General features: G+C 44.3%; 21 protein-coding genes. 15 read left to right on the top strand and 6 right to left on the bottom strand.

The genetic code is table 11. The features are described 5' to 3' along the window. Positions 1–132: 132 nt before the first annotated feature. The 3 genes from RRG12_RS19895 (at position 133) to RRG12_RS19885 (ending at position 4,418) form a co-directional block, all read left to right on the top strand. On the top strand, positions 133–1,155 hold the full coding sequence (locus RRG12_RS19895; RefSeq protein WP_420760444.1) for a caspase family protein: 1,023 nt from the start codon (positions 133–135) through the stop codon (positions 1,153–1,155). A gap of 19 nt (positions 1,156–1,174) precedes the next feature. Beyond that, positions 1,175–3,391, top strand: a complete 2,217-nt coding sequence (locus RRG12_RS19890) for a tetratricopeptide repeat protein (protein ID WP_420760443.1) — start codon at positions 1,175–1,177, stop codon at positions 3,389–3,391. Between the two features lie 190 nt (positions 3,392–3,581). Beyond that, the gene (locus RRG12_RS19885) at positions 3,582–4,418 is read left to right on the top strand and encodes an SWIM zinc finger family protein (protein WP_420760442.1); all 837 of its coding nucleotides are present in this window, start codon (positions 3,582–3,584) and stop codon (positions 4,416–4,418) included. Here the strand turns inward: RRG12_RS19885 and RRG12_RS19880 are convergent, their stop codons facing one another. The 4 genes from RRG12_RS19880 to psbD form a co-directional block, all read right to left on the bottom strand. Further along, positions 4,419–5,108 carry a Uma2 family endonuclease gene (locus RRG12_RS19880; protein WP_420760441.1) on the bottom strand — a complete coding sequence of 230 codons (690 nt, stop codon included), beginning with the start codon at positions 5,106–5,108 and terminating at the stop codon, positions 4,419–4,421. It abuts the gene before it with no gap. A gap of 21 nt (positions 5,109–5,129) precedes the next feature. Then, positions 5,130–5,315, bottom strand: coding sequence for a PCP reductase family protein (locus RRG12_RS19875; RefSeq protein WP_181931769.1), 186 nt, complete (start codon positions 5,313–5,315; stop codon positions 5,130–5,132). A 115-nt stretch (positions 5,316–5,430) separates the two neighbouring features. Then, positions 5,431–6,822 (bottom strand): photosystem II reaction center protein CP43, encoded by a 1,392-nt coding sequence (psbC, locus tag RRG12_RS19870; protein ID WP_069070311.1) that lies wholly within the window; start codon positions 6,820–6,822, stop codon positions 5,431–5,433. Beyond that, the gene (gene psbD / locus RRG12_RS19865; RefSeq protein ID WP_179066789.1) at positions 6,806–7,861 is read right to left on the bottom strand and encodes a photosystem II D2 protein (photosystem q(a) protein); all 1,056 of its coding nucleotides are present in this window, start codon (positions 7,859–7,861) and stop codon (positions 6,806–6,808) included. The genes psbC and psbD overlap by 17 nt, the downstream gene beginning before the upstream one ends. A gap of 920 nt (positions 7,862–8,781) precedes the next feature. Between psbD and RRG12_RS19860 the strand changes: the two genes are divergently transcribed. The 4 genes from RRG12_RS19860 to RRG12_RS19845 all read left to right on the top strand — a co-directional run bounded on the left by RRG12_RS19860 (position 8,782) and on the right by RRG12_RS19845 (position 13,113). Beyond that, positions 8,782–9,351 carry a photosystem I assembly protein Ycf4 gene (locus RRG12_RS19860; RefSeq protein ID WP_069073062.1) on the top strand — a complete coding sequence of 190 codons (570 nt, stop codon included), beginning with the start codon at positions 8,782–8,784 and terminating at the stop codon, positions 9,349–9,351. 121 nt (positions 9,352–9,472) lie between these two features. Then, a complete protein-coding gene (locus RRG12_RS19855; protein WP_420760440.1) occupies positions 9,473–10,273 on the top strand; it encodes a peptidylprolyl isomerase in 801 nt (266 codons plus the stop codon). Positions 10,274–10,370: 97 nt separating this feature from the next. Beyond that, the gene (locus RRG12_RS19850; RefSeq protein WP_420760439.1) at positions 10,371–11,516 is read left to right on the top strand and encodes a beta-ketoacyl-ACP synthase; all 1,146 of its coding nucleotides are present in this window, start codon (positions 10,371–10,373) and stop codon (positions 11,514–11,516) included. Between the two features lie 307 nt (positions 11,517–11,823). Further along, positions 11,824–13,113, top strand: a complete 1,290-nt coding sequence (locus RRG12_RS19845) for a Glu/Leu/Phe/Val family dehydrogenase (protein ID WP_420760438.1) — start codon at positions 11,824–11,826, stop codon at positions 13,111–13,113. Between the two features lie 55 nt (positions 13,114–13,168). On the opposite strand, the gene RRG12_RS19840 is transcribed toward RRG12_RS19845, so the two are convergent. Further along, positions 13,169–14,014: a hypothetical protein gene (locus tag RRG12_RS19840; RefSeq protein ID WP_420760472.1), complete on the bottom strand. Its 846-nt coding sequence runs from the start codon at positions 14,012–14,014 to the stop codon at positions 13,169–13,171. A gap of 529 nt (positions 14,015–14,543) precedes the next feature. Between RRG12_RS19840 and RRG12_RS19835 the strand changes: the two genes are divergently transcribed. The 8 genes from RRG12_RS19835 to RRG12_RS19800 all read left to right on the top strand — a co-directional run bounded on the left by RRG12_RS19835 (position 14,544) and on the right by RRG12_RS19800 (position 20,330). Next, complete coding sequence (locus RRG12_RS19835) at positions 14,544–15,038, top strand: DUF29 domain-containing protein (protein WP_420760437.1); 495 nt, start codon at positions 14,544–14,546, stop codon at positions 15,036–15,038. Positions 15,039–15,079: 41 nt separating this feature from the next. Next, complete coding sequence (locus RRG12_RS19830; RefSeq protein ID WP_069073056.1) at positions 15,080–15,742, top strand: hypothetical protein; 663 nt, start codon at positions 15,080–15,082, stop codon at positions 15,740–15,742. Positions 15,743–15,919: 177 nt separating this feature from the next. Next, positions 15,920–17,242 carry a four-carbon acid sugar kinase family protein gene (locus tag RRG12_RS19825; protein ID WP_420760436.1) on the top strand — a complete coding sequence of 441 codons (1,323 nt, stop codon included), beginning with the start codon at positions 15,920–15,922 and terminating at the stop codon, positions 17,240–17,242. A gap of 201 nt (positions 17,243–17,443) precedes the next feature. Then, on the top strand, positions 17,444–18,484 hold the full coding sequence (gene minC, locus RRG12_RS19820; RefSeq protein ID WP_420760435.1) for a septum site-determining protein MinC: 1,041 nt from the start codon (positions 17,444–17,446) through the stop codon (positions 18,482–18,484). Between the two features lie 172 nt (positions 18,485–18,656). Continuing rightward, positions 18,657–19,463 carry a septum site-determining protein MinD gene (gene minD, locus RRG12_RS19815; RefSeq protein ID WP_012410009.1) on the top strand — a complete coding sequence of 269 codons (807 nt, stop codon included), beginning with the start codon at positions 18,657–18,659 and terminating at the stop codon, positions 19,461–19,463. Between the two features lie 36 nt (positions 19,464–19,499). After that, a complete protein-coding gene (gene minE, locus RRG12_RS19810) occupies positions 19,500–19,802 on the top strand; it encodes a cell division topological specificity factor MinE (RefSeq protein WP_069073053.1) in 303 nt (100 codons plus the stop codon). Positions 19,803–19,934: 132 nt separating this feature from the next. Beyond that, entirely contained in the window at positions 19,935–20,060 is a 126-nt protein-coding gene (locus tag RRG12_RS19805) for a hypothetical protein (RefSeq protein WP_256091210.1), read from the top strand. Between the two features lie 12 nt (positions 20,061–20,072). Next, a complete protein-coding gene (locus RRG12_RS19800; protein WP_420760434.1) occupies positions 20,073–20,330 on the top strand; it encodes a hypothetical protein in 258 nt (85 codons plus the stop codon). Positions 20,331–20,645: 315 nt separating this feature from the next. On the opposite strand, the gene RRG12_RS19795 is transcribed toward RRG12_RS19800, so the two are convergent. Beyond that, complete coding sequence (locus tag RRG12_RS19795; RefSeq protein ID WP_069073051.1) at positions 20,646–21,968, bottom strand: hypothetical protein; 1,323 nt, start codon at positions 21,966–21,968, stop codon at positions 20,646–20,648. Positions 21,969–23,006: the final 1,038 nt, after the last annotated feature.

Below are 23,006 nucleotides of genomic sequence, written 5' to 3'. Positions count from 1 at the left end.
AGTAAGGACTTTAGTCCTTAATTTGAGCGCTTTAGCGCTCACTACAAACCTCGCAAAATTAATGGGACAGACCACTAGATTAAATATGCGATATTGAAAAATATCACACCTTCTTCTTTACCCTGTGCCATCATGTCGAATCACTTTACCCACGGTTATGCGCTGTTAATTGGGGTTGGCAGAACAGCCGAATCTCGATATTCATTGCCTGTCACAGTTAAAGATGTGCAAGCCCTGAAAACAGTGTTAACCGATCCAAACTTGTGTGCCTATCTCGATGATTCCGAACATATTCGCTTATTGCAGAATGAACAGACAACGCGCAGTGAAATTTTAGATGGATTAACGTGGTTAAAGGAAAAGGCTGCTGCCGATAAAGATGCAACAATTGTAGTTTTTTACTCTGGTCATGGGTGCTTTGACTTATCAAGTCAGTGTTATTATTTGCTGCAACATGATTTCAAATCCACAGATATTGCTAATACCGCGCTATCTGCCCAAGAATTTACTGAAGCTTTGCGGCAGATTCAAGCAAAGCGGTTGTGGGTGGTAATTGATAGTTGTCATGCAGAGGGTATGGCTACTTCTAAAGGCGAACTACCTGCTGATTTTATCGCCACGGCGTTGCCCAAGGGCGTAGTCGATGCTTTGAAGCAGGGCGAAGGAAGGGCGGTGTTTACGTCCTCTAGAGGCAATCAGGTTTCTTGGATACGCCCTGATGGAAGCATGAGTCTCTATACTTATCATCTAATTGAGGCATTGCGGGGAGCGGCTAATCAACCAGGCGATTCCAAAGTTATGCTCTCAAATCTGATCAATCATTTGGGTAAAACCGTTCCAGAGAGCGCCAGAACCCAACGTCAGGCAGAACAGACTCCGTTTTTTGATACGGCGATGGAAGATTTTCCTATCGCCATGCTGCGGGGAGGGAAAGGACTACCAAACTCAACCCCAGTCGCAGATTTGCCTAGAGTGATGAGCAATCAAGAGGTTGTAACACCTGCATTGGCAATGGCACGTCGTTCACTAGCAATTTTAGAAGAGCAGGCTGCTGGATTTGGTAAGCTGCAAATGCCAGGTCATCTGAGAATTGAGCTAGAAGAAAAACGTCAAGAAGTGGCAAATCTTGAAGCTAGACTGAATAAATCAGAGTAAGTAATTCCCACAGGCTGCTATGGAAGAGCAAACAAACCTCGAACAAATGCTTTCTACCGCCCGTATGATACTGATGGTGTTGGAACAGCAGGCGGCAGGCTATACCAACTTGACTATTCCGGCTCATCTGAAGGTGCAACTAGACGAGAAACGCCAGGAAGTTACTAGCCTAGAGGCGCGATTAAGCCAATTACAGGGAAAGCGCTCAGAAAATTTGCCCGATAACCTGCCCCGCTATAACGATGTGTTTGTGGGGCGCAAACAAGAAATCGCCCGTTGTTTGGAAGCACTTTCACCAGAGGAGCGCGGTTGGGGTGTAACGATCGATGGTATTGGTGGTATGGGCAAAACGGCCTTAGCACTGGAGGTAGCACACCTAGCCCGTGAGCAAGCCTTGTTTGATGCCTACCTGTTTGTTTCTGCCAAGACTACCTGGCTCTCAGCTGAAGGAGTGCGGGAAGAAACCCTCGCTCTGTCTTCTCTCGATAGCTTCTGCCGGGAATTTGCCAAGGGGTTGGGACAGACAGACATTGTGAAAATGACTGATGCCACAGAACGCCGCCGCGCCCTTCTCGATGCTCTGCGGGGACGGCGCACCCTATTAATTTGGGACAACTTGGAAACTCTGAATGCAGAAGAACGCGATATGATTGCCGAGTTTTTGCGGAAACTGCCCACCCCCAACAAAGCCATCATCACCAGCCGCCGCCGCACTGGGGAAAGTGCCGTCACCATCCGCTTAGATCGTCTCTTAGAGGCAGAAGCTTTGGAATTAATGACAGAGAAGGGAAGATCGCACCCCCGTCTAGCCCAGGAACTAAACGCCACGAAGCCAGAGATATTGACCGCTTTATATGAAGCCTCTGGTGGCAATCCCCTAGCGCTAGATTGGACATTGGGACAGGTGGCACACAAAGGTTACTCTATCAGTGTTGCCCTAGAGCGGTTGCGGAATGCCGCCAAATCTGAGGATCTCTACGGGTTTCTGTTTGCTGATACTGCCAAAACTCTCTTTGAAAATGATCGCACAGTGTTGTCTGCCTTAGTTGTATTCCTGACACCAGCAAAAACCGCAGCATTGGCAGATGCTACGGATTTAGCCATAACCGAGATCCAAGTTTCTTTAGAGCGGTTAGTCACTCTATCTTTGGTAAATGACTTGGATGGAGAACGGTTTGGCCTGCACCCCCTCACCCGCACATATATTCGGGCAGTTATGGGCGGAACAGATACCGTTGTAACTGCACCCCTAAGTGGAATTCGGTTTGACTCTGCTGCCCAAGGCAAAGTTCTGCGCTACTGGGTGGACTTTGCCCAGAAGTACGGGGGTGAGGGCAAAGATGCCTATCAAACCCATGACAAGCTGGAAGCTGAGTGGCAGAATCTAGAGGGTGTGGCGACAACTCTGCGGGAGATGGCAGGTATCCCTGGTACGTTGAAAGACCGACAGGCTGCCCAGATGCTCATCGATTTGGAAAAGGCTTTGTCTCAATTCCTCTGGTTTCGCGGCTACTGGGATGAGGGGGTGCGCTTGGGTGAGTGGCGATATCAGGCGGGAAAGGCGCTCGGTCAGTGGAGCGATGCTGGTTGGGGTGCTTATAGTGTCGCCTGGATTCACTACAATCAGGGGGAGATAGATCGGACAGCAAGTTGGGCAGATCAGATGGCAGAAGCGATCGAGCAGGGCGGTAGCCGTCGGGATAAGGTTTTTGCAATTCGTTTGCAAGGACTGATTGCAGAGCAACACGAGGACTGGGTGGAGGCGGAGCAGCTGTATCAGGAGGCATTAGCAATTTACCGAGAGTTGGGGGATGAAGAGATGAAGGCGATCACCCTCAGTGATCTGGGAGGAGTTGCCCAAGAGCAGGGACAATACGATCGCGCCGAGTCCTACTACAAGCAAGCATTGACAATAGAAGAAAAACGAGGAGATAAAGAAGGACAAGCAATTTATTACGGCAACTTGGGACTTCTAGCCCTTGACCGCGATCGCCCTTCAGAAGCCCGCCCTTGGTACGAGCGTGGGTTAGTGCTAGCGCAAAAAGTGGGACGGCAAAACTTGGTAGCTTCTGCTCAATCGGGGCTAGCGCAAGTTCTGGAGCAAGAGGGACGCTACGCAGAGGCGCTACCATTAGCACAGTCTGCCCTGGAAATCCGAGAGCGTCTGCGCGATCAGGGCTTGGATTTTTCGCGCCGATTAGTTGAGCGGTTGCGACACAAGGCAGGGATGGAATAATTCGTAATTCGTAATTCGTAATTCGTAATTAATTTAAGGTTTTACGTCCCTCTGTAGCCCTGGACTTCCAATCTGTAGGCGTATTTTTGTGGAACTGATACGCTCCCAACGATAAGCGCTATAGTCTGAGGTAACTGTCACAAAGTAAGATTAACCCATCCATTCCATAATTTTTAATTTTGAATTAATTATGACTAATTACACATTACAAGCAAGTCGAGAATGGTGGTCACAACAATGGCTAGATTTGCTAGATTCTTATCGTTTTAAAAAGCGTTTAGAACGTGCGAGAAATTATGCTCGTCAAGGAAATGTTTTGAGCATCGAATTTAAAGGTGCAAAAGTATTAGCTAGGGTGCAAGGTAGTGAAATCGAACCCTATAAAGTTTCCCTTTCCCTTGAACCATTTAGCGATGAACAATGGGGTTATGTAATTGAAACCATGTCCCAAAGGGCAATTTTTGCTGCCAAGCTACTAGCAGGAGAAATGCCACAAAATATAGAAGAAGTGTTTACGGCAAATGGTCTTTCGATATTTCCATTTACTCTTGGTGATGTCCAGAGTAAATGCTCTTGTCCTGATAAAGCAAATCCCTGCAAGCATATTGGTGCGCTGTACTATCAGTTAGGCGATCGATTTAGTGAAGACCCCTTTGTATTATTTCAATTGCGGGGACGCACCAAAGAGCAAATTATCAGCGATTTACGTCAATTACGTAGTGCCAAGATTAAACCCAATACCACAGAAGCGCCCGATATTCAACAGCCAATTTCTAATAACAAATACTCGGTAAAAATTGATTCTTTCTGGCAATATAATGAGCCACTAGAGTCATCCTTGGTAGTGATTGCGCCATCTACTAACGAAATGGTATTAGATGTATTAGGAGCAATCCCACTAGCGAAGGAAGAGGAAAATGCAGTCAACTCAACTTCTAGTGATGTGGTAATGAAGCATTTGAATACAGTTTACAGAGATGTGAGCCAGAAGGCTTTTTTAACAGCAATGAATGTGGGAGGAAGCTGATCATAATTCGTAATTCGTAATTCGTAATTCGTAATTCGTAATTAGGTTACTGGGTAGTTCACCCTTGCCGCCTTTTCTGACCCATTCGCGCACCGCTTGACGAATTGCCCGTCTGCCATTTGCCCGATTTTGCTCAATCAGTTTTGGCAAATCCCGAATAGCTAAAGTAGGAAATACTAAACTGTTCTCTGATTCGACATATTCTCCATCTTGCAGGTGGTAAATCTTTAGTTCACCGGAGTCATAACACCAGAGTTCTGGTACTCCCAGGCGGGCATAAATGGGAAAACGATTTAAAGACTTACTGGTAACATCAATTTCCAGTGCCAAATCAGGCGGTGGGTCTTGTCTCAAATCCAGATCCAATCTACCCCGAACCGTAGCTTCATTCTGAAAATAGAAGCAGTTATCTGACTCTACCCCTGCCATTCGGCTTTCTCGCTTCCAAGTAGTCGAGCCATAACTTTCATAGTCTATAGCCAACTCTTCAGCGATGTCTTGAACTGCAATACTAATTACCTCTTTGTAATATTCGTGTTCTGGTAAAGGTGTCATAATTTCTAAGGTAGTGCGATCGTAAGCTAACCTTGCTGCCCGATGCTCTCCTAAGTCTTTTAGAAGATTTTCAAACTGTTGCCAGCTAATGTCATAAAGCATTACTCGGTCTGCTCGATTCTTGGCGACTGTCATTGTTAATATCTCCAGAATATTTTATTGTCCAAACTCAAGCCTAGCCTCTTCTACTAAATCAGCCGTCACAACCTCTTGTCCTGCTTCACGAGCCAGCTGTTCAATTCTAGCTTTAGCTTGAGAGCGGACAAAAAAGGGAATATTTTGCAATTTTTCTTTAGCTTCAGATGTCCATCGCAAAGCATCAATAAAATTGGAATCGCTCATAGTATTAATTACCGTTTAATCACTAGATTACTAATTTTCCTATAAAAAAAGCCCTTGCTTTTACGCAAGAGCCTTTAGACTATTTGATTGTCAGTGATGAGATAAACTTTACAACCTAATCTAGGTCGTCCATAAACATCACTGGCTCAGTCTCACGGTTAATTCCTTTCTCAAAACCACCAGCCGCAGCCCGTGCGCGACCAGCGTGCCACAAGTGACCAACTAGGAAGAAGAATCCTAGTACGAAGTGAGAAGTCGCCAACCAAGCGCGAGGAGATACGTAGTTGAAGGAGTTAATTTCAGTAGCCACACCACCTACGGAGTTCAGAGAACCCAAAGGAGCGTGGGTCATGTATTCAGCGGCGCGACGAGCTTGCCAAGGTTGAATATCATTCTTGATTTTTTCCAAATCAAGACCATTGGGGCCACGTAGAGGCTCCAACCAAGGGCCACGGAAATCCCAGAAACGCATGGTTTCACCACCGAAGATGATTTCACCAGTTGGAGAGCGCATCAGGTATTTACCTAGACCTGTAGGGCCTTGGGCAGAACCGACGTTAGCACCCAAGCGTTGGTCACGAATCAAGAAGGTCAAAGCTTGAGCTTGAGAAGCTTCTGGGCCGGTAGGGCCGTAGAATTCGCTGGGGTAAACGGTGTTGTTAAACCAAACGTAGATTGAGGCAATGAAGCCCATCAACGACAGAGCGCCCAAGCTGTAGGAGAGGTAAGCCTCACCAGACCAGATGGATGCACGACGTGACCAAGCAAAAGGCTTGGTGAAGATGTGCCAGATACCGCCAGCAATACAAATAAAGGCAATCCAGATGTGACCACCGACCACATCTTCCAAGTTATCAACGCTAACAATCCAGCCTTCGCCACCGAAGGGAGACTTGATTACATAACCGAAGATAACTGCTGGGTTCAATGTCGGATTGGTAATAACACGAACGTCACCACCGCCTGGTGCCCAAGTGTCATACAAACCACCAAAGAACATTGCCTTCAGCACCAACAGCAACGCACCGCATCCCAAAATAATCAGGTGGAAGCCGATGATGTTGGTCATCTTGTTCTTGTCTTTCCAGTCGTAACCAAAGAAAGAAGAGTATTCTTCTAAGGTTTCTGGGCCACGAACGGCATGATAGATACCGCCAAAGCCAAGGACGGCTGAGGAAATTAGGTGGAGTACACCAACAACAAAGTAGGGGAAGGTGTCGATGACTTCACCACCAGCACCAACACCCCAGCCCTGAGTGGCAAGGTGAGGTAACAAGATCAAGCCCTGTTCATACATGGGCTTTTCGGGAACGAAGTGAGCGACTTCAAACAAAGTCATCGCTCCAGCCCAGAATACAATCAAACCAGCGTGGGCAACGTGAGCGCCCAGGAGTTTGCCAGATAGATTGATTAAACGTGCGTTACCAGACCACCAGGCAAAGCCAGTGGATTCTTGGTCGCGTCCAGCGCCGCCTAAGACATTTGGTCTATTAGAGAGCGTTACCACGTGGTAATACCTCCTCAGGGAATACAAATTGTTCGTGGGGTTGATCTTGAGGAGCCATCCAAGCGCGGATACCCTCGTTCAGCAAAATATTTTTGGTATAGAAGGTTTCAAACTCAGGGTCTTCCGCCGCCCGTAATTCTTGGGAAACGAAATCATAAGCCCGTAGGTTGAGTGCTAAACCGACGATGCCGACGGCACTCATCCACAAACCTGTGACTGGCACGAACAACATAAAGAAGTGCAACCAGCGTTTGTTAGAGAAAGCAATACCGAAAATCTGTGACCAGAAACGGTTTGCTGTCACCATTGAGTAGGTTTCTTCAGACTGGGTGGGATTGAAGGCGCGGAAGGTGTTAGCACCATCACCGTCTTCAAACAGGGTATTTTCAACTGTGGCACCATGAATGGCGCACAATAGAGCACCACCCAATACACCTGCAACACCCATCATGTGGAAGGGGTTGAGTGTCCAGTTGTGGAAACCTTGCAAGAATAGTAGGAACCGGAAAATTGCCGCTACGCCAAAGCTGGGTGCAAAGAACCAGCTAGATTGTCCCAAGGGGTACATCAGGAATACGCTGACGAATACTGCAATGGGAGCTGAGAAGGCGAGGGCGTTATAAGGACGGATACCTACCAGACGGGCAATTTCAAATTGCCGCAACATGAAGCCAATCAAACCAAAGGCTCCGTGCAGGGCTACGAATGGCCACAAACCACCCAATTGAAACCAACGGGTGAGGTTGCCTTGGGCTTCTGGGCCCCACAACAGCAATAGGGAATGTCCCATGCTGTCGGCGGGGGTGGATACTGCCACTGTCAGGAAGTTAGCACCTTCTAGGTATGAGGAGGCTAATCCGTGGGTGTACCAAGACGTAACAAAGGTTGTGCCGGTCAGCCAACCGCCTAGTGCTAGGAAGGCGCAGGGGAACAATAATATCCCTGACCAACCTACGAATACGAAGCGATCGCGCTTGAGCCAGTCGTCTAGAACGTCAAACCACCCTCTACTGGGGGCGCGTCCAACTGCGATGGTCATCAGACTAAATCCTCATTTTTTACTAAAATTGCAACGTTTTTAAGGTAGTACGGAGAGTCAATCTAACCGACTACCGTGAGGAATTAACGTTTTTTTTGACAATCTCAACAGCTTTTAAACAACTGAGATTCTGAGAGCTTGCAGACTAGTTAAGTCGTTATTTCTCAGGGTTATGACATTACACGTACCATCGGCTAGTAATCTAGCTTGTGGTAACTTAATGATTCTTAATTTATCACACTAGTCAGGGTTTTTGCCTGATACGCAGAAGCAAATGAGCTATGAAACACGAACCTTATTAATAATATGAATATCAGAATTTTTACAATTTGACACAACTTTTCTCAGAAATCTAAAAAAAATTAATGCAGATGGACGTATATAGCTAACTCATTCCCAATAGGTGAAAAAGAGGCAGGGAGAGGAGAGCAGGGGAGAAGGGGGGCAGAGGGGCAGGGGAGAAAGAATTTTTATCAGGCATTGAGTAAAAAAATGGTATTGACATGCCCTAAGAAATTATATCGGTAGCAGGAACATGGAGGGGCGCAGTTGAGTTTTTGTGAACGATGTTTGGTAAAATGTGGATGGTAACTTCGCCACCACTGTCGTTGATACACCTCTGGAAAACCTATGTGAAACGTTAGCCAAGGGGAAAAGAAGTTGGCATATCTTGACTAATACAAATAGCCTAAGCGGTTTGTCTCGTAGTGCAAGTAAGCCAGCATCATCCGGGATAGTAAAATTTGTAGATTACAGGGTAAAAAATTCATAGTCTGCGGCAGGTTATCCGGTGGACTTAAAACAGTGCTGAAGTGCCTCCTAAGCAATAGCCGGATTAGCACAGAGAGCCACCACTCTATGCAAAAGCATTCAGTGTGCGAGTATGTCACAGCGAGTATCTCACAGGCAATGGTAGTTCAATGACGACATCAACAACGATTAACAAAGGCGATCGCCTCCTGCATCAAAATGTTCTCGGTTCTCGTCGGTTTAGTAACTACTGGTGGGCAACCATCGTTACCTTGGGAGCAAGCGGCTTTTTATTGGCTGGGTTATCCAGTTATTTAAAAGTTAATTTACTCATAGTTTCCGATCCAACTCAACTGGTATTCGTCCCCCAAGGATTGGTAATGGGGTTATATGGCGCTGCTGGTTTGTTATTAGCTACATACTTGTGGCTAGTGATTTTATTGGATGTAGGAGGCGGTTACAACGAATTTAATCAGGAAACTGGCACAATCAAAATCTTCCGTTGGGGGTTTCCTGGCAAAAACCGCCGAATTGAGATTGATAGTCGCATAGAAGATGTGCAATCTGTGCGAATCGCCGTCAAGGAAGGTCTTAATCCCCGTCGCGCCCTCTATCTACGCATTAAGGGGCGGCGAGATATACCCTTAACACGGGTTGGACAACCGTTATCTCTAACAGAGTTGGAAACAGAAGGCGCAAAGTTAGCCCGCTTTTTGGGAGTCTCGTTAGAAGGACTGTAAGATATTAGGGTAGAGGTTACAGGGTACAGATTATTCCCTATCACCTGTTAGCTGTCACCTCTCCCCTAATCCCAATGCCCCTGAAAACGATAAGATACTCTGGTTAAATCAGTAAGTGGCAATGCGGTTAAAAATTTCACAATTTTTGCTTTCCCTTGTAATTATCAGTGGCTTGATGTTGGGAGGATGTTCACCACAGCAAGTCGCTTCTAATACTTCTTCTCCAGGCTCAACAGCTACCTCGACTACAAGTGAGGCAAGCACCAAAACAACTAGTGATGCAACATCTGTATCTCAAACTAGTAGTGAGAGTGTTCCTGGAATGGCGGATTTACCACGGCTTGAAGGCAAGGCTACTGTGGTGCTAACGGTTAAAGGTTCGCCGATTACTATTGAAGTAGACGGCACTGATGCCCCCATTACAGCTGGCAATTTCGTAGATTTAGTACAAAAGGGTGTATACGATGGTTTACCTTTCCATCGAGTTGTGCGTGAACCCCAACCTTTTGTAGTTCAAGGCGGCGATCCCCAAGGTAAAGACCCAAAAGTTCCAGCAGATAGACTCGGAACCGGTAGCTATATTGACCCAAAAACGGGCAATGCTCGCTATATACCTTTAGAAGTTAAGCCAAAAGGTTCAGATACTCCGGTTTACAATAAACCATTTGATGCTACTACTCAACCTGTCATATTGCCCCATAAACAGGGTGCAGTAGCAATGGCGCGATCGCAATCACCAGATTCCGCTTCTGCTCAGTTTTACTTTGCTTTGGCGGATTTGGCGTTTTTAGATGGCAACTACGCCGTGTTTGGCAATGTCACTCAAGGCCTGGATGTAGTCAACAAAATTCAACAAGGCGATCGCATTGACTCTGCCAAAGTTACCCAAGGTGCTGAAAATCTGAAAACACCAGGACAGTAGGAGGAAGGGGCAGAGGAGCAGGGGAGCAGGGGGGCGAGGAAGGTAGTAAAAAAACTCTTAACTCTTAACTCCTCACTTTTAACTCCTAACTCATAAATTGGTCAAAATTGTTGTTACTGGTATTGGTCTAGTTTCCGCCTTGGGTGGAAGCTTAGAGGATAGCTGGCAAAATTTGCTAGCAGGGAAATCTGGAATTCGATTACATCAACCATTTCCAGAACTAACACCACTTCCTTTAGGTTTAATTGGACAACAACCATCTGAATTGACAATGTTAACTCAGATGGTTGTTAATTCTGCTTTGCAAGATTCTGGGTTAGTTCCACCTTTAGCTGATTGTGCTGTAGTAATTGGATCTAGTCGCTCTTATCAAGCATCTTGGGAAATTCTGGCGCGGCAAATGTATGAAGACTCGGCGAATTTTCCCGTATCCTCTTTTGGAAACTGGCTAGATACATTACCTCATATAAATGCGATCGCAGCTGCAAGGCAAATTGGTTCATCTGGAACGGTTTTAGCACCAATGGCAGCTTGTGCAACAGGAATTTGGTCTATTGCTCAGGCCGCTTTACTTATCCAAACTGGGCAATGTCAACAAGCGATCGCAGGTGCAGTGGAAGCGCCGATTACACCCCTAACTTTAGCTGGGTTTCAGCAGATGGGTGCTTTGGCGAAAACTGGGGCTTATCCTTTTGATTTGCATCGGGAAGGCTTAGTGTTGGGCGAAGGCGCAGCTTTATTTGTCTTAGAATCAGCAGAGTTGGCAAAACAGCGTCAAGCAAAAGTGTATGGTGAAATTCTCGGTTTTGGCTTAACTAACGACGCATATCATAGTAATTCGCCAGAACCAGAAGGCAAAAGTGCGATCGCTGCTATTAAACAATGTCTAAAACGTAGTTGTCTCTCACCAGCCGATATCGATTATATTCATGCTCATGGCACAGCTACCCAGCTAAATGACCAGATGGAGAGTATGGTAATCCAGCGTTTGTTTCCTCAAGGCGTGGCGGTTAGTTCCACCAAGGGAAGCACAGGTCATACATTAGGGGCATCTGGAGCGTTAGGTGTGGCTTTTTCTCTCATGGCATTAAAGCATCAAATTTTACCACCTTGTGTAGGATTCCAGCAGCCAGAGTTTGACTTAGAAATCGTTACAGCAGCACGTCTAAGTAAAATTCGCCAGATATTATGTTTGAGTTTTGGCTTTGGTGGACAGAATGTTGCGATCGCATTAACAAGATAAAAACCTGTGGGGATAATTTATTTTTTGGATTTCCTTAAGAAAGCAGACTATCTAGGATGTGGTAGTAGTCTGTCAATAAATAATTGATGGATAAATTTCCTGTAGAGACGGCGATTTATCGCGTCTCTCTAACCGTCAAAATGAATTTGACAGACCAGTAGTCCACATATTGATTTTTCCTATAGCAGAATATAAAATATAAAACTGTAACAAAAACTACAAAATCCCCACTTCTCCCAAAAAAAGGATAAGCTAGTTACAGAATGATATCCGGTTCGCAAAGATACCGTGATTAGGAGAAAATTTTATGATTTCAAAATCACTGTTGCTGCCAGAACCCGCTTCTCCAGCGCATATATGCCCATTTGATCAAGCGTGTAGCTACTTAGAAGCGGCAGCTAAAGAATTAAATTTAAATCAGGGTTTACTGGAAATTCTCAGCCACCCGCGTAAGGTCGTCACAGTTTCCATTCCCGTGAAACTAGATAATGGCGAAATACAAGTTCTCGCTGGACATCGTGTGCAACACTGCGATGTTTTAGGCCCCTACAAGGGCGGAATTCGTTACCATCCAGCTGTGACACTGCGGGAAGTATCCGCTCTAGCAATGCTGATGACCTGGAAATGTGCATTATTAGGTATTCCTTATGGTGGTGGTAAAGGTGGCATTCCCATAGATCCAAAACGTTACAGTGTTGGTGAATTAGAGCGAATCAGCCGCCGTTATATCAGCGAATTAATTAAAGATATTGGGCCTTCCGTAGATATTCCTGCGCCAGATATGGGTACTTCGTCCCGTGAAATGGCTTGGATGATGGACACTTATTCTGTGAATGTTGGTAATGCTGTACCAGGGGTTGTAACTGGGAAACCGCTTTCTATTGGTGGTTCTCTGGGACGAGAAATGGCAACCGGACGTGGTGTGATGATTACTGTGCGTGAGGCGCTAGCAGATCAAGGTAAATCTTTGGCAGGAGTGCGAGTAGTTATTCAGGGGTTTGGTAATGTAGGTGGTGCCGCAGCAGAATTACTATATGAAGCAGGCGCGAAAATTCTTGCCGTTTCAACGGGTGCTGGAGGAATATTTTCTGAAGTTGGTCTTGATATTCCCAAGTTGAAAGTTTATGCTGCTGAAAATCGTAAGAGTATTGTGGGTTTTCCGCAATCTGTACCAATTAGCAATGCAGATTTATTAACTTTACCCTGCGATGTCTTAATACCAGCCGCTTTAGAAAACCAAATCACTGAAGAAAATGTTAATCAGGTACAGGCGCAGATTGTAGCAGAAGCAGCAAACGGCCCGGTTACTCTTGAGGCTAACTTGGCCTTAGAGGCGCGGGGAGTGACAGTACTACCAGACATTTTGGCGAATGCTGGCGGTGTGGTAGTCAGTTATTTGGAGTGGGTACAAGGACTTTCTTATGTATTTTGGGATGAGGAGCGCGTCAACCGCGAAATGGAACATTTGATGGTGCAAGCCTACCGCAAGGTGATTCACCAATCGGAGGTGCGGCAAATTCCTTTAAGATTAGCAGCTTACACTTTAGGAGTGGGTAGAGTGGCGCAAGCACTGACTGATAGAGGTCTTTATCCTTAAGATTTACTGCTAGGGAATTCAGAATTCTGACTCCTGAATTCTGAATTCTATTTTGTTAAATACCAGCCTCAGTCAATGCTCGACTCAACGTATCAACCAAATTTAAATATTCTGCCCACTCTATAAGGTAAGTGTAATCTAAAGTTTGTGCTTGCAACTTGAGTATCCCCAATACATCACGCCACTGTTTTTCGGATTGACTACTCTGCCCCCAGCGCAACTTCTGTAAAATCGTATCCTCTGGCGAAGCTACCCAAAATGCAGGTATCCCATCTAAATTGGGCAATATGCGACGTGCCATCTGCGATACTGCAAATGGTGAACCATCAGTAATGTACAGATCGGCATTAGCTATGGTTTCGGTATGCGTGATGTTGAGCATTCGCTCAGATCCTCGCTTCAAATCTTCAACCGCTCCTGCTGGACAATAGTATCCCGCTGTTTCCAGTGTCGTTACCAACAAATCGATTTGGTCAAGTTGAACTGAAATCACCAAATCCAAATCGCGAGTCGAGCGAGGTTCCCCATGAATTGAACTAGCAACACCTCTACTAACGTAATAAGGTATATTTATTGACTCAAAAAGTTGGTGGAGTTCGCCTGCTAGTGAAATGGAATCTTGAATCCACATACTTTCATCAACACCAATTGACTGGAAGTTTGGAGAGAACTTTTCTGCCAGCAAGGCACGGGCAAATATACAACGAATTTCTTCCTTGGAAACATTGCGATGTCGTGATTTAATTCCTGCAAGGCAAAGTTTTTTCACTCCACGTTCATGAGCCGCGAACATTTTTATTCGTTGTTCAAGTGAGAGTTTTCGCAACTGGGTGAATAGATAAGTATCGGCATCGATACTGGTATCGGCGGCTTGCGGTCGATAATTTAGTTTTGCGCCCATCTGCGAAGATACAATCTCAGCGGTTGCAGCATCAAAATTTATTAATCGTTGTTTTGCAGCCATGCTACTCAACTTGACGTGGGCTTGCCTTGCTTAAATGCGATCGCCTACATATTACTGGATTGTAACTGATGAGTTAGATCGCCAATAGGTTGATGGATTGTACTCTACAATCACCGATAGGCGATCGCAACAACATGACTAGTACCGCAAGGCAGAATTAAAAATTAAAAATGAATACAGCGTAAGCGTTTCATTGATTTGAAATGGCGCAAGAGCTTGGAATACAATTTTTTTGACTTCCGCCTTGCGGTACTAGTACTAGTTGTTTTTGATGTTACAACAGAAATTCCGGTTGAATTTCTTTATTATGATGGTGTCACAGAGGCGTAATTTTCTTTTGGTGAAGGTAGAACTATTCAGCTAGAGTCAGAGATTAGAGGCAATTCTCAGTATTCAACACCTGAATGAAAATTAGTGTATAAGAATACACATTGCTTGACAAAGATAATAGGAGCTTAACAAGTGCATGGTGACAGAAATACAATCAACAACTCAGACTTTATATGACCAAGATTATTACCTGTGGCTCAGGACAACTATCAACCAACTTCGCGCTGGTCAATTTTCATCTGTAGATTTAGATAACTTGACTGAAGAATTAGAAAATATTGGTAGGAGCGAGAAGCGAGCGGTGAAAAGTCTGTTGATTCGACTTTTTGAACATCTGCTTAAGCTCACATATTGGGATGTGGAACGAGAGCGAAATGAAGGACATTGGAAAGGGGAAATCAGGACATTCCGCAGAGAAATTAAGGATCAACTCAAAGATAGTCCTAGTCTTAAGCCTTACATCTTAGAAATTTTTGATACATGCTACCAAGAAGGAAGAGCAGAAGCAAGCGATCGCTCAAAACTTCCCATTGATAAATTCCCTATCGCACTTATTGGCTCTTTAGAACAAATTTTAGATGAAAACTGGTTTCCCGAATATAACCACAATCATCACGGTAAAGCCGATTAAAATAGATACTTAACTTGGGCTTCCATAGGAGTTATCCAGTCGTGCAGCCGGATTTAATAGGCTTGGAAATTAGTAAAGGGGAACTGAGACGTTTAACTGGGTTCGATCCAGAAGACGTTTTTCGTCCCTCGGTTCTGCGAGATAGCAAAAAGCGATTAGGGTTTTTTATCAGTGAAATGCTGGTGACGCTGGCGCTAACGCCAATAATTGTTGGCTTTGTTTACGCGTTTATTATTTTGCCAACAATTGGTTCTTCAATTCGACTAGGAATTCTTTTATTAATTTTAGTGCCCATGCCGATATTAGTGGGGCGATGGCTGTGGCGACAATTAAGCTGTCCTGAAGGACTGACAATACTTTTAGACGAAGTTGATAAATATCATGATCTGGTTGCTGCCATCGATATTAATGACCAATTGGCAGCATCAGGAAACGTAGAAAGCAGTATCCATGACCGAGATAAAGTAACCGCCGCCCTGCAACTAATTAGAGAAGATTTAGTCCGCGCTCTGAAAACGGAACGAATTTTGCGAGATAATAAAAAATTGCTTGCGAATAATCAAGAGCTATTTGTCAATAATTTACCCAGCCTGAAAGCTTTACAAGTTAGTAGTCAAGCAGGCGAATATGCTCAACTGCTAAATCAATCATTGCAAATTGCGATCGATGTGCAAGCAGAAATCAGAAAATTGCAGAAAGGCTGAGTAGATGTTTGTAAAGCTTGGGCGACTAGAAGTCGCAGCTACACGAGACAAAACCTGCCTCCGCAGGTTAGAAAACCCTTGATTTTGGATTAGTCCACGGAGGAGGACTAAGCTTTGTGTTGTAGCGACTTCTATTCGCTTTTACTTTCCCAGAAAACAATCGCCCCGTTGACTTAAATGAGCAACAAACCCAAAATAATTGTCCTGGATGATGACCCTACAGGTTCTCAAACAGTCCACAGCTGCTTGCTGCTAATGCACTGGGATGTGGACACTTTACGCAGCGGGTTGCAGGATGATTCGCCGATTTTCTTTGTGCTGACTAATACTAGATCGCTAACGCCAGAGTCAGCTGCATCTGTCACCAAAGAAGTTTGCCAGAACCTAAAAATCGCTTTGAATGCTGAAGGGATTGACGATTTTCTGATTGTCAGCCGTTCTGATTCTACTTTGCGGGGACATTATCCCATTGAAACTGATGCGATCGCACAAGAACTCGGCCCTTTTGATGCTCATTTTCTCGTACCAGCTTTTTTTGAGGGCGGACGTATCACTCGCGACAGTGTGCATTACTTAATTATTGGCGGTGTACCCACCCCAGTCCATGAAACAGAATTTGCCCATGATTCAGTCTTCGGCTACCATCACAGTTACTTGCCCAAGTATGTCGAAGAAAAGACTCAAGGACGAATTAGTGCTGAAGCAGTAGAAAGGTTTCTCCTGTCCGATATTCGCGCTGGTAGTTTGGAACGATTGTTACAATTTAATGGTAATCAGTGCGCTGTTGTAGATGGTGAAACTCAAGACGATCTCAACCGCTTTGCAGCAGATATATTAGCAGCAGCAAGTCAAGGGAAACGCTTTCTATTTCGCAGTGCAGCAAGTATTTTAACAGCTTTAGCCGCTTTACCTCCCCAACCCATTGCCGCCGAAAAGATGGCGCAGTACGTGCGCCAAGGCAAACCCGGTGTGGTGATTGTTGGTTCTCATGTGAAAAAGACTACTCAGCAATTAGAGGCGCTGTTACAAGTAGAAGGAACAGTAGGAATCGAAGTAAATGTAGCACGATTACTTGATGATGCAAATCAATCTACTGCATTGCTAACTGAAATTCAGGAAAGTACAGGGGCGGCACACGAAGCTGGCAAAACACCAGTGGTTTATACTAGCCGTCAGGAACTAAGTTTTAAAGATGTCGAGACACGATTGGAGTTTGGGGAAAAAGTTTCAGCTTTATTGATGGATATTGTGCGTGGTTTACCATCTGATATAGGATTCTTAATCAGCAAGGGTGGTATTACTTCAAACGATGTCTTAAGTACTGGACTAGCTTTAACCTCAGCCCGTTTACTAGGTCAAATTTTAGCTGGTTGTTCAATGGTATTAACGCCGTCCGATCATCCTCAGTTTCCTAACTTACCTGTGGTGCTGTTTCCTGGTAACGTCGGTGATGCTGATGCCTTGGGAACAATTTATCAGAGGTTAACTAAACAGTCTTGAGTCACGAGATACCGAACAGAGTTCTTGCTGAGTGCAGAGTATAAGAATTGTTGTTGTAGGGTAGTAAAGAAGCAAAATTTTGTCGCTATGATTCAGGACTCGGCACTCTGCACTTTCTGGTCTGAGGATGTTGTTGAATTTTGCAACTGATCTAATATTAGTAATTATTCGGAGTGTCCCTTGTCTTTTGGCTAGTACTGCATGACTTCTGATTCTGCGATTCCCAATCTAAAGTCAAATTCTGCACTTCCTAATGCAGAACCAAACTCTATCCTTTCCGAGATAGAGGTAAATCCTACTGTTTCTGATGTAGAGTCAGATTCTATCCTCCCGGATGCGGAGTTAAAATCTGTCCTTCTTTATTTAAAATCAAATACTGTCCTTGCTGATGTAGAGTCAAATCCTACCAACCCAGATGTAGAATCAAATACCAATGCCCCATCAGATTTTATTCTGACTGATTTAAATCCTAATGAATCAGCAATACCAGGGCATCGTGTAAGTGACAATACTCAAGTCCAGTTAAAGAGTAAGGAGGGACGACTGTTATTAATTTTGCCCCCGGAATCTCAAGTATCTGCCTCAGAACTTAGTTGGTCTGATATTTGGCAACAAATAAGGCAACGTCTGAATGCTGGCGATCGCTTCCGTGTATCTAATACACCTGTGCATTTAATGGCACAAGATCGTTTGGTAGATGCTAGACAACTCCAAGAACTCGCCGAGGCTTTAACTGAAGTCCAACTCAGGCTTATATCTGTCTCCACAAGTCGGCGGCAAACTGCGATCGCTGCTGTAACTTCAGGGTATTCAGTAGAACAATTACAACCCGTAACTTCCCTGAGTACCGAGCCAACGGCTACAGCCATCCCCCAGGCAGATGCCCTCTATTTAGAAATGACAGTCCGCTCTGGAGTAGAAATTCGTCATCCTGGTACAGTAATTGTCTTGGGAGATTTAAACCCAGGTGGTATTGTAATTGCAGATGGAGATATCATTATCTGGGGTCGTCTGCGTGGAATCGCTCATGCTGGGGCTGGAGGTAATCGTGAGTGTCTGATTATGGCCTTGCAAATGGAACCAACCCAACTGCGGATTGCCGATGCTGTCGCTAGAGCACCAGAAAAACCACCAATGCAGTTTTCTCCAGAGGTGGCACATATTACACCCCAAGGAATTCGCATCGCTAGAGCGACTGATTTTTCCAGAAACCAATTCACCAAGAGCAATCAAGAGCCATAAATATTTACTTAAAGAATGAAGTATATAAGTAAGGATGAAATAAAAAAAATATTCATGCCTCGCTATCATCAAGGAGAACAGATATTTCTTCATACTTGATACGATACTTCATACTTTATACTGCAATTTACTGTTTTATATTTCCTGAACCCTCATTGACCGCATTTCTATCATGACTCGCATTATTGTGATTACCTCCGGTAAAGGAGGAGTGGGTAAAACCACAGTTTCAGCAAATTTGGGTATGGCTTTAGCCAAAATGGGGCGTCAAGTTGCTTTGGTTGATGCGGATTTTGGTCTGAGAAATTTGGATTTGCTCTTAGGGCTGGAAAACCGCATCGTTTATACTGCGGTAGAAGTTTTAGCCAGAGAGTGCCGGTTAGAACAAGCCTTGGTGAAAGATAAACGCCAACCCAATCTCGTACTCCTCCCAGCAGCCCAAAATCGCTCGAAAGATGCAGTCACACCTGAACAGATGAAGTTATTGGTGAATGCACTAGCGCAAAAGTATCAGTATGTGATTATTGATAGCCCTGCCGGTATTGAAAATGGGTTTAAAAATGCGATCGGGCCGGCAAAAGAAGCGCTAGTTGTCAGCACACCAGAAATTTCTTCAGTTCGTGATGCTGATCGGGTAGTAGGGTTACTAGAAGCACAAGGTATCAAGCGTGTTCATTTAATAATTAACCGTATCAGACCCGCAATGGTGCAAGCAAATGATATGATGTCAGTGCAAGATGTTCAGGAACTTCTCGCCATCCCCCTGATCGGGGTAATCCCTGACGACGAGCGTGTTATTGTATCTACCAATCGCGGCGAACCCTTAGTGTTAGCGGAAAATCCCTCTTTAGCTGCCACAGCCTTTGAGAACATTGCTCGTAGATTAGAAGGAGAAAGTGTCGAATTTCTGGAGATCGACTCGTCCCAAGACAGCATCTTCGCCCGTCTAAGAAGGTTGTTGTGGACAAAGATTGTTTAACTTACCTTTCCAGTCTCCGCCCCAGACCTATTCGTAATGATTGAACTTCTAGAAAAACTTTTTTTTCGCGGCCCTGATAGCAGTCGAACTCAAGTTAAACGTCGCCTGCAATTGGTGATTGCTCACGATCGCGCTGACTTAGATCCTCAAACGTTGGAAAAAATGCGGAAAGAAATCCTAGATGTAGTCTGTCGCTATGTAGAAATTGAGACAGAGGGCTTGGAGTTCTCCTTAGAAAGCAACCAACGAACCACAGCTTTAATTGCTAATTTGCCCATCCGCCGGGTGAAAGGGGCTATCCCTGAATGGGAAAGGGGTGATAAGCCTAAGCCTCTCTAGTTTTAATTTTAAGTATTTTTATTTAGATTCATAGTTGTGGGCGAATTGTACGATACGCTTCATAAATTGAGTATGGCAAGAAATATTCTCTAGTCTATTATCTTTCAAATATCTATCCAAAACATAGGAGCGATGCCTGAGTTGGGCTACGACTACGCACGATTTAGTAAAAAAGCGATCGCGTCTTTGCCTAAGCTCTTAGGATGCAATCGTCCCTGGAATCCTGTTAACGTGATAAATGAAATAGTTTGGTATTGAGGCAAATAACCTGTGACAGCCAGAGAAGAACTAATTCGGGAAATTGAGCAGGTTTCAGATTCTCTAGTGGAAGAAGTGCTGGACTTCTTGCTATTCATAAAAGATAGACAGGATCAGAAAAATTCCGCATCTCATGGTGAGCAAAGCATTCTAGAGCGTATGGGAGGAATTCCCCAACATTTGCTATCAGTTGGTAATTTATCAGATCGAGACGTTCGGAGAGCAGTTATTGCATCGCGGATACAGCAGAGCCAAAAACAGAAATCATGACCTATCATTCTACGATTTTGAAAGTTTGTAGTAAGGACTTTATTCCTGTATTTTTAAGCACTTAAGTGCTTACTACAAACCTTGCAAAATTAATGGGGCAGACCAGTAGGTTGGGTGGAGGCTTTGCGTAACCCAACACATATCTGAATGTTGGGTTACGCAAAGCCTCCACCCAACCTACAATTTGTTTGCTAAACGCCCCGCGACCGTGAACAGCACTCTTCATTGTTTTCTGGATAAAATCTGAAACTGTACAAAATAAAAATCCCGTTGTCGTTAGTGACGACAACGGGAATATATAGGATTTTTGATAAACTATCGATAGGCGACTTGTGGGCCTGCCCAAATTTCTGTAACCTTTTTGCCAAAAGTAATCGGCTGATCATCGTCTGTTGTAGTTACAGTCTTACCATCATTAGTAACTTGCATTAACGGCCAGTCTTCCTCGCCCAATTCACCTGCACGGAACAGCACATGATCTGGTTGACTTTTACTCCAGCCTAACAATACAGCGATTTTCTCATGCTCATCTTCCTGATTCGCAGGAGCTACTGTATTAGCGTGATTTTTTTGCCGATCCCAAATCACTGCACTATCTGTAGATTCACCTGCGTTAAATATACCTTCAAATTTGCGTGCTAAGAAGCGATCGCCTTTTTCTGACCAGCTAACTGGAACTAATACCCCAATCTTACCGCTCGGATCAGTTTCTTCTGAGGCTTCCGCCTTTACAGCCTTTACCTTTAATAAAGGATCACTCACTGGAGTCGTTGAAGCCATCACCCACAACTTTTTAGTTTGCATATCTTGGACAAACATAATGCTGGTGACACGACTGTTATACATTTGGGGTTTTACTTCTAGTTGCACCCGGCTATAAACAGCATATTTACCATCTGGAGAAACTACGGGTACGCTGCGGTAGTGACGCACTCCAGAACCACCATTGGAACCAATTGCTTCTTGAGTAGTTGTAATCCATTTCCAAGGAATAGGATGAGGGCTACCGATAGGATCTATTTGTTCTGCTTGGGACTCATCTACTGATTCAGTCGCAGGTATTTCTGTTGTTATGGTTGGTTGTAATTCTCTCAGAGTTGGTGCTACTTGAACTGCTGCCAATGATTTAGTAAAAGACTTTTCTCTAGAGAGAGAATTCTCTTGTCCTTTCAAAGACTTAATATTCGCAGCTTTGAGTTTTTGTATTAAATTCAGCTGACTAACAGGAGCATCTGTCAATGGTGCGAGTTCAACTGCTGCCAAAGTATCAGGAACAGTTAAATCGCTGTTTGCCACAAAACTATCTACTTGAGCCAAATAATCAATTTTATCCGCTGGTAATACTTGCGGTTCCTGGAGAGCAGTACTTTGTGTTGGTACAGAGTCAAAATCTTCTGTTAATGAGTTGATTTGATCTGCTTTGAATATTTCAGCTATCTCAGGTTCCCCAACTACAGCTATTTCCTTTGATACAGAGTCAGAATCTCCAGTTGTCGAAGCTAGTTTAGCTACTTCGGATCTTACTGGGATCGAGTGACCCGATGCCCCTAACAAGGGTGCAATCAGTATCACAACGACAACGTAATTGAGAAATGGTTGTGCGCGGAACCATCCTGACAGCAAAAGGGGTTTAAGCATTTGTAGACTCTCTAGAGGGGGCGGTTGCTATGTGAGAAGCAATACATCAGCAGCAATGGGGCAGGCGGTAATTATATGTATAACAAGAAACTAAAAGCAATGACTAGATAATTTCTTCAAAGTTTGCAGAGTTTTACAAAAATTAGGTATCATCGTCTACACCTTTTCTTACTAAGGTACTGAATGTTTTTTTGCAAAGATATGCGAGTATAGTAAATATGCTGATAAATCAGTAATTACTACACGATATATAAGTTTGCTGTTGTTACACCCAACCACACCAAAAACAGGTATTGGTTAATGGAGATTCAGGGTATAGGTTAGGCGAATAACGCTGGTAAGCAAGAGTTAAATAACTTGGCTATTGGGGATCGTACTAGCGATCGCTAGTACACAACAAACAAGCCAGGTCATACACTAAATATAACAGCGCAAACCCTCAGAATGGTAAACGTGAGGCGTTAATTAAAAACCTGGGAAAGCGGACACATAATACATCATACTCAGAAAATATTGCTGCCAGCAACCCAAATTTAGAAATTGCAATCTAAACTACAAAAATAGCTAGAAGACGCAATAGTTTTTTAGAAACCCAACTGCATTTAAAGCCAAGTTTGGGAAAATTATCAGGAACAAAAGGAAGTTTACTCGGTAGATGCTCTAGCGAATCGTAACGAAAAACCACTAGGTGATTAGGTTCACTAGAGGCAGATGTAGTTGATGCTAGCTGTTACACTTGTCAACTTAACTATTAAGTGAATCAAGCAGCTTTTGGTTTCACTAATATAATACGAGAACATTGTACCACCAAACAGCCAATATTATTTACCGAAGAAGAATTCAGGAGTCAGGAGGCAGAATTCAGAATTGAATTCTAAACGACAAAGTGGATAGCGCCGGCGGCAAGCGAGTATTTTCGAGTCGCGTTTGAATCATTGAAAGCGGCGGAAAACTCCATCCGGCAAGTGGCATGGAGAGGGATGCCGCCCATTGGTGTCAACTTAAGCTAGAAATAGCTTCGCTGCGGGCTTCATAACC

The organism is Nostoc sp. CALU 546, assembly GCF_048836525.1.
The sequence above is the reverse complement of the archived record's forward strand: the minus strand, read 5'-3'. Positions and strand labels throughout refer to the sequence as shown.

Bases quoted from the DNA above. Each gene is read 5' to 3' on its own strand.
- RRG12_RS19895 (WP_420760444.1), top strand. From the start codon at position 133: ATGTCGAATCACTTTACCCACGGTTATGCGCTGTTAATTGGGGTTGGC.
- RRG12_RS19890 (WP_420760443.1), top strand. From the start codon at position 1,175: ATGGAAGAGCAAACAAACCTCGAACAAATGCTTTCTACCGCCCGTATG.
- RRG12_RS19885 (WP_420760442.1), top strand. From the start codon at position 3,582: ATGACTAATTACACATTACAAGCAAGTCGAGAATGGTGGTCACAACAA.
- RRG12_RS19880 (WP_420760441.1), bottom strand. From the start codon at position 5,108: ATGACAGTCGCCAAGAATCGAGCAGACCGAGTAATGCTTTATGACATT.
- RRG12_RS19875 (WP_181931769.1), bottom strand. From the start codon at position 5,315: ATGAGCGATTCCAATTTTATTGATGCTTTGCGATGGACATCTGAAGCT.
- psbD (WP_179066789.1), bottom strand. From the start codon at position 7,861: ATGACCATCGCAGTTGGACGCGCCCCCAGTAGAGGGTGGTTTGACGTT.
- RRG12_RS19860 (WP_069073062.1), top strand. From the start codon at position 8,782: ATGACGACATCAACAACGATTAACAAAGGCGATCGCCTCCTGCATCAA.
- RRG12_RS19855 (WP_420760440.1), top strand. From the start codon at position 9,473: ATGCGGTTAAAAATTTCACAATTTTTGCTTTCCCTTGTAATTATCAGT.
- RRG12_RS19845 (WP_420760438.1), top strand. From the start codon at position 11,824: ATGATTTCAAAATCACTGTTGCTGCCAGAACCCGCTTCTCCAGCGCAT.
- RRG12_RS19840 (WP_420760472.1), bottom strand. From the start codon at position 14,014: ATGGGCGCAAAACTAAATTATCGACCGCAAGCCGCCGATACCAGTATC.
- RRG12_RS19835 (WP_420760437.1), top strand. From the start codon at position 14,544: ATGGTGACAGAAATACAATCAACAACTCAGACTTTATATGACCAAGAT.
- RRG12_RS19825 (WP_420760436.1), top strand. From the start codon at position 15,920: ATGAGCAACAAACCCAAAATAATTGTCCTGGATGATGACCCTACAGGT.
- minC (WP_420760435.1), top strand. From the start codon at position 17,444: ATGACTTCTGATTCTGCGATTCCCAATCTAAAGTCAAATTCTGCACTT.
- minD (WP_012410009.1), top strand. From the start codon at position 18,657: ATGACTCGCATTATTGTGATTACCTCCGGTAAAGGAGGAGTGGGTAAA.
- minE (WP_069073053.1), top strand. From the start codon at position 19,500: ATGATTGAACTTCTAGAAAAACTTTTTTTTCGCGGCCCTGATAGCAGT.
- RRG12_RS19805 (WP_256091210.1), top strand. From the start codon at position 19,935: ATGCCTGAGTTGGGCTACGACTACGCACGATTTAGTAAAAAAGCGATC.
- RRG12_RS19795 (WP_069073051.1), bottom strand. From the start codon at position 21,968: ATGCTTAAACCCCTTTTGCTGTCAGGATGGTTCCGCGCACAACCATTT.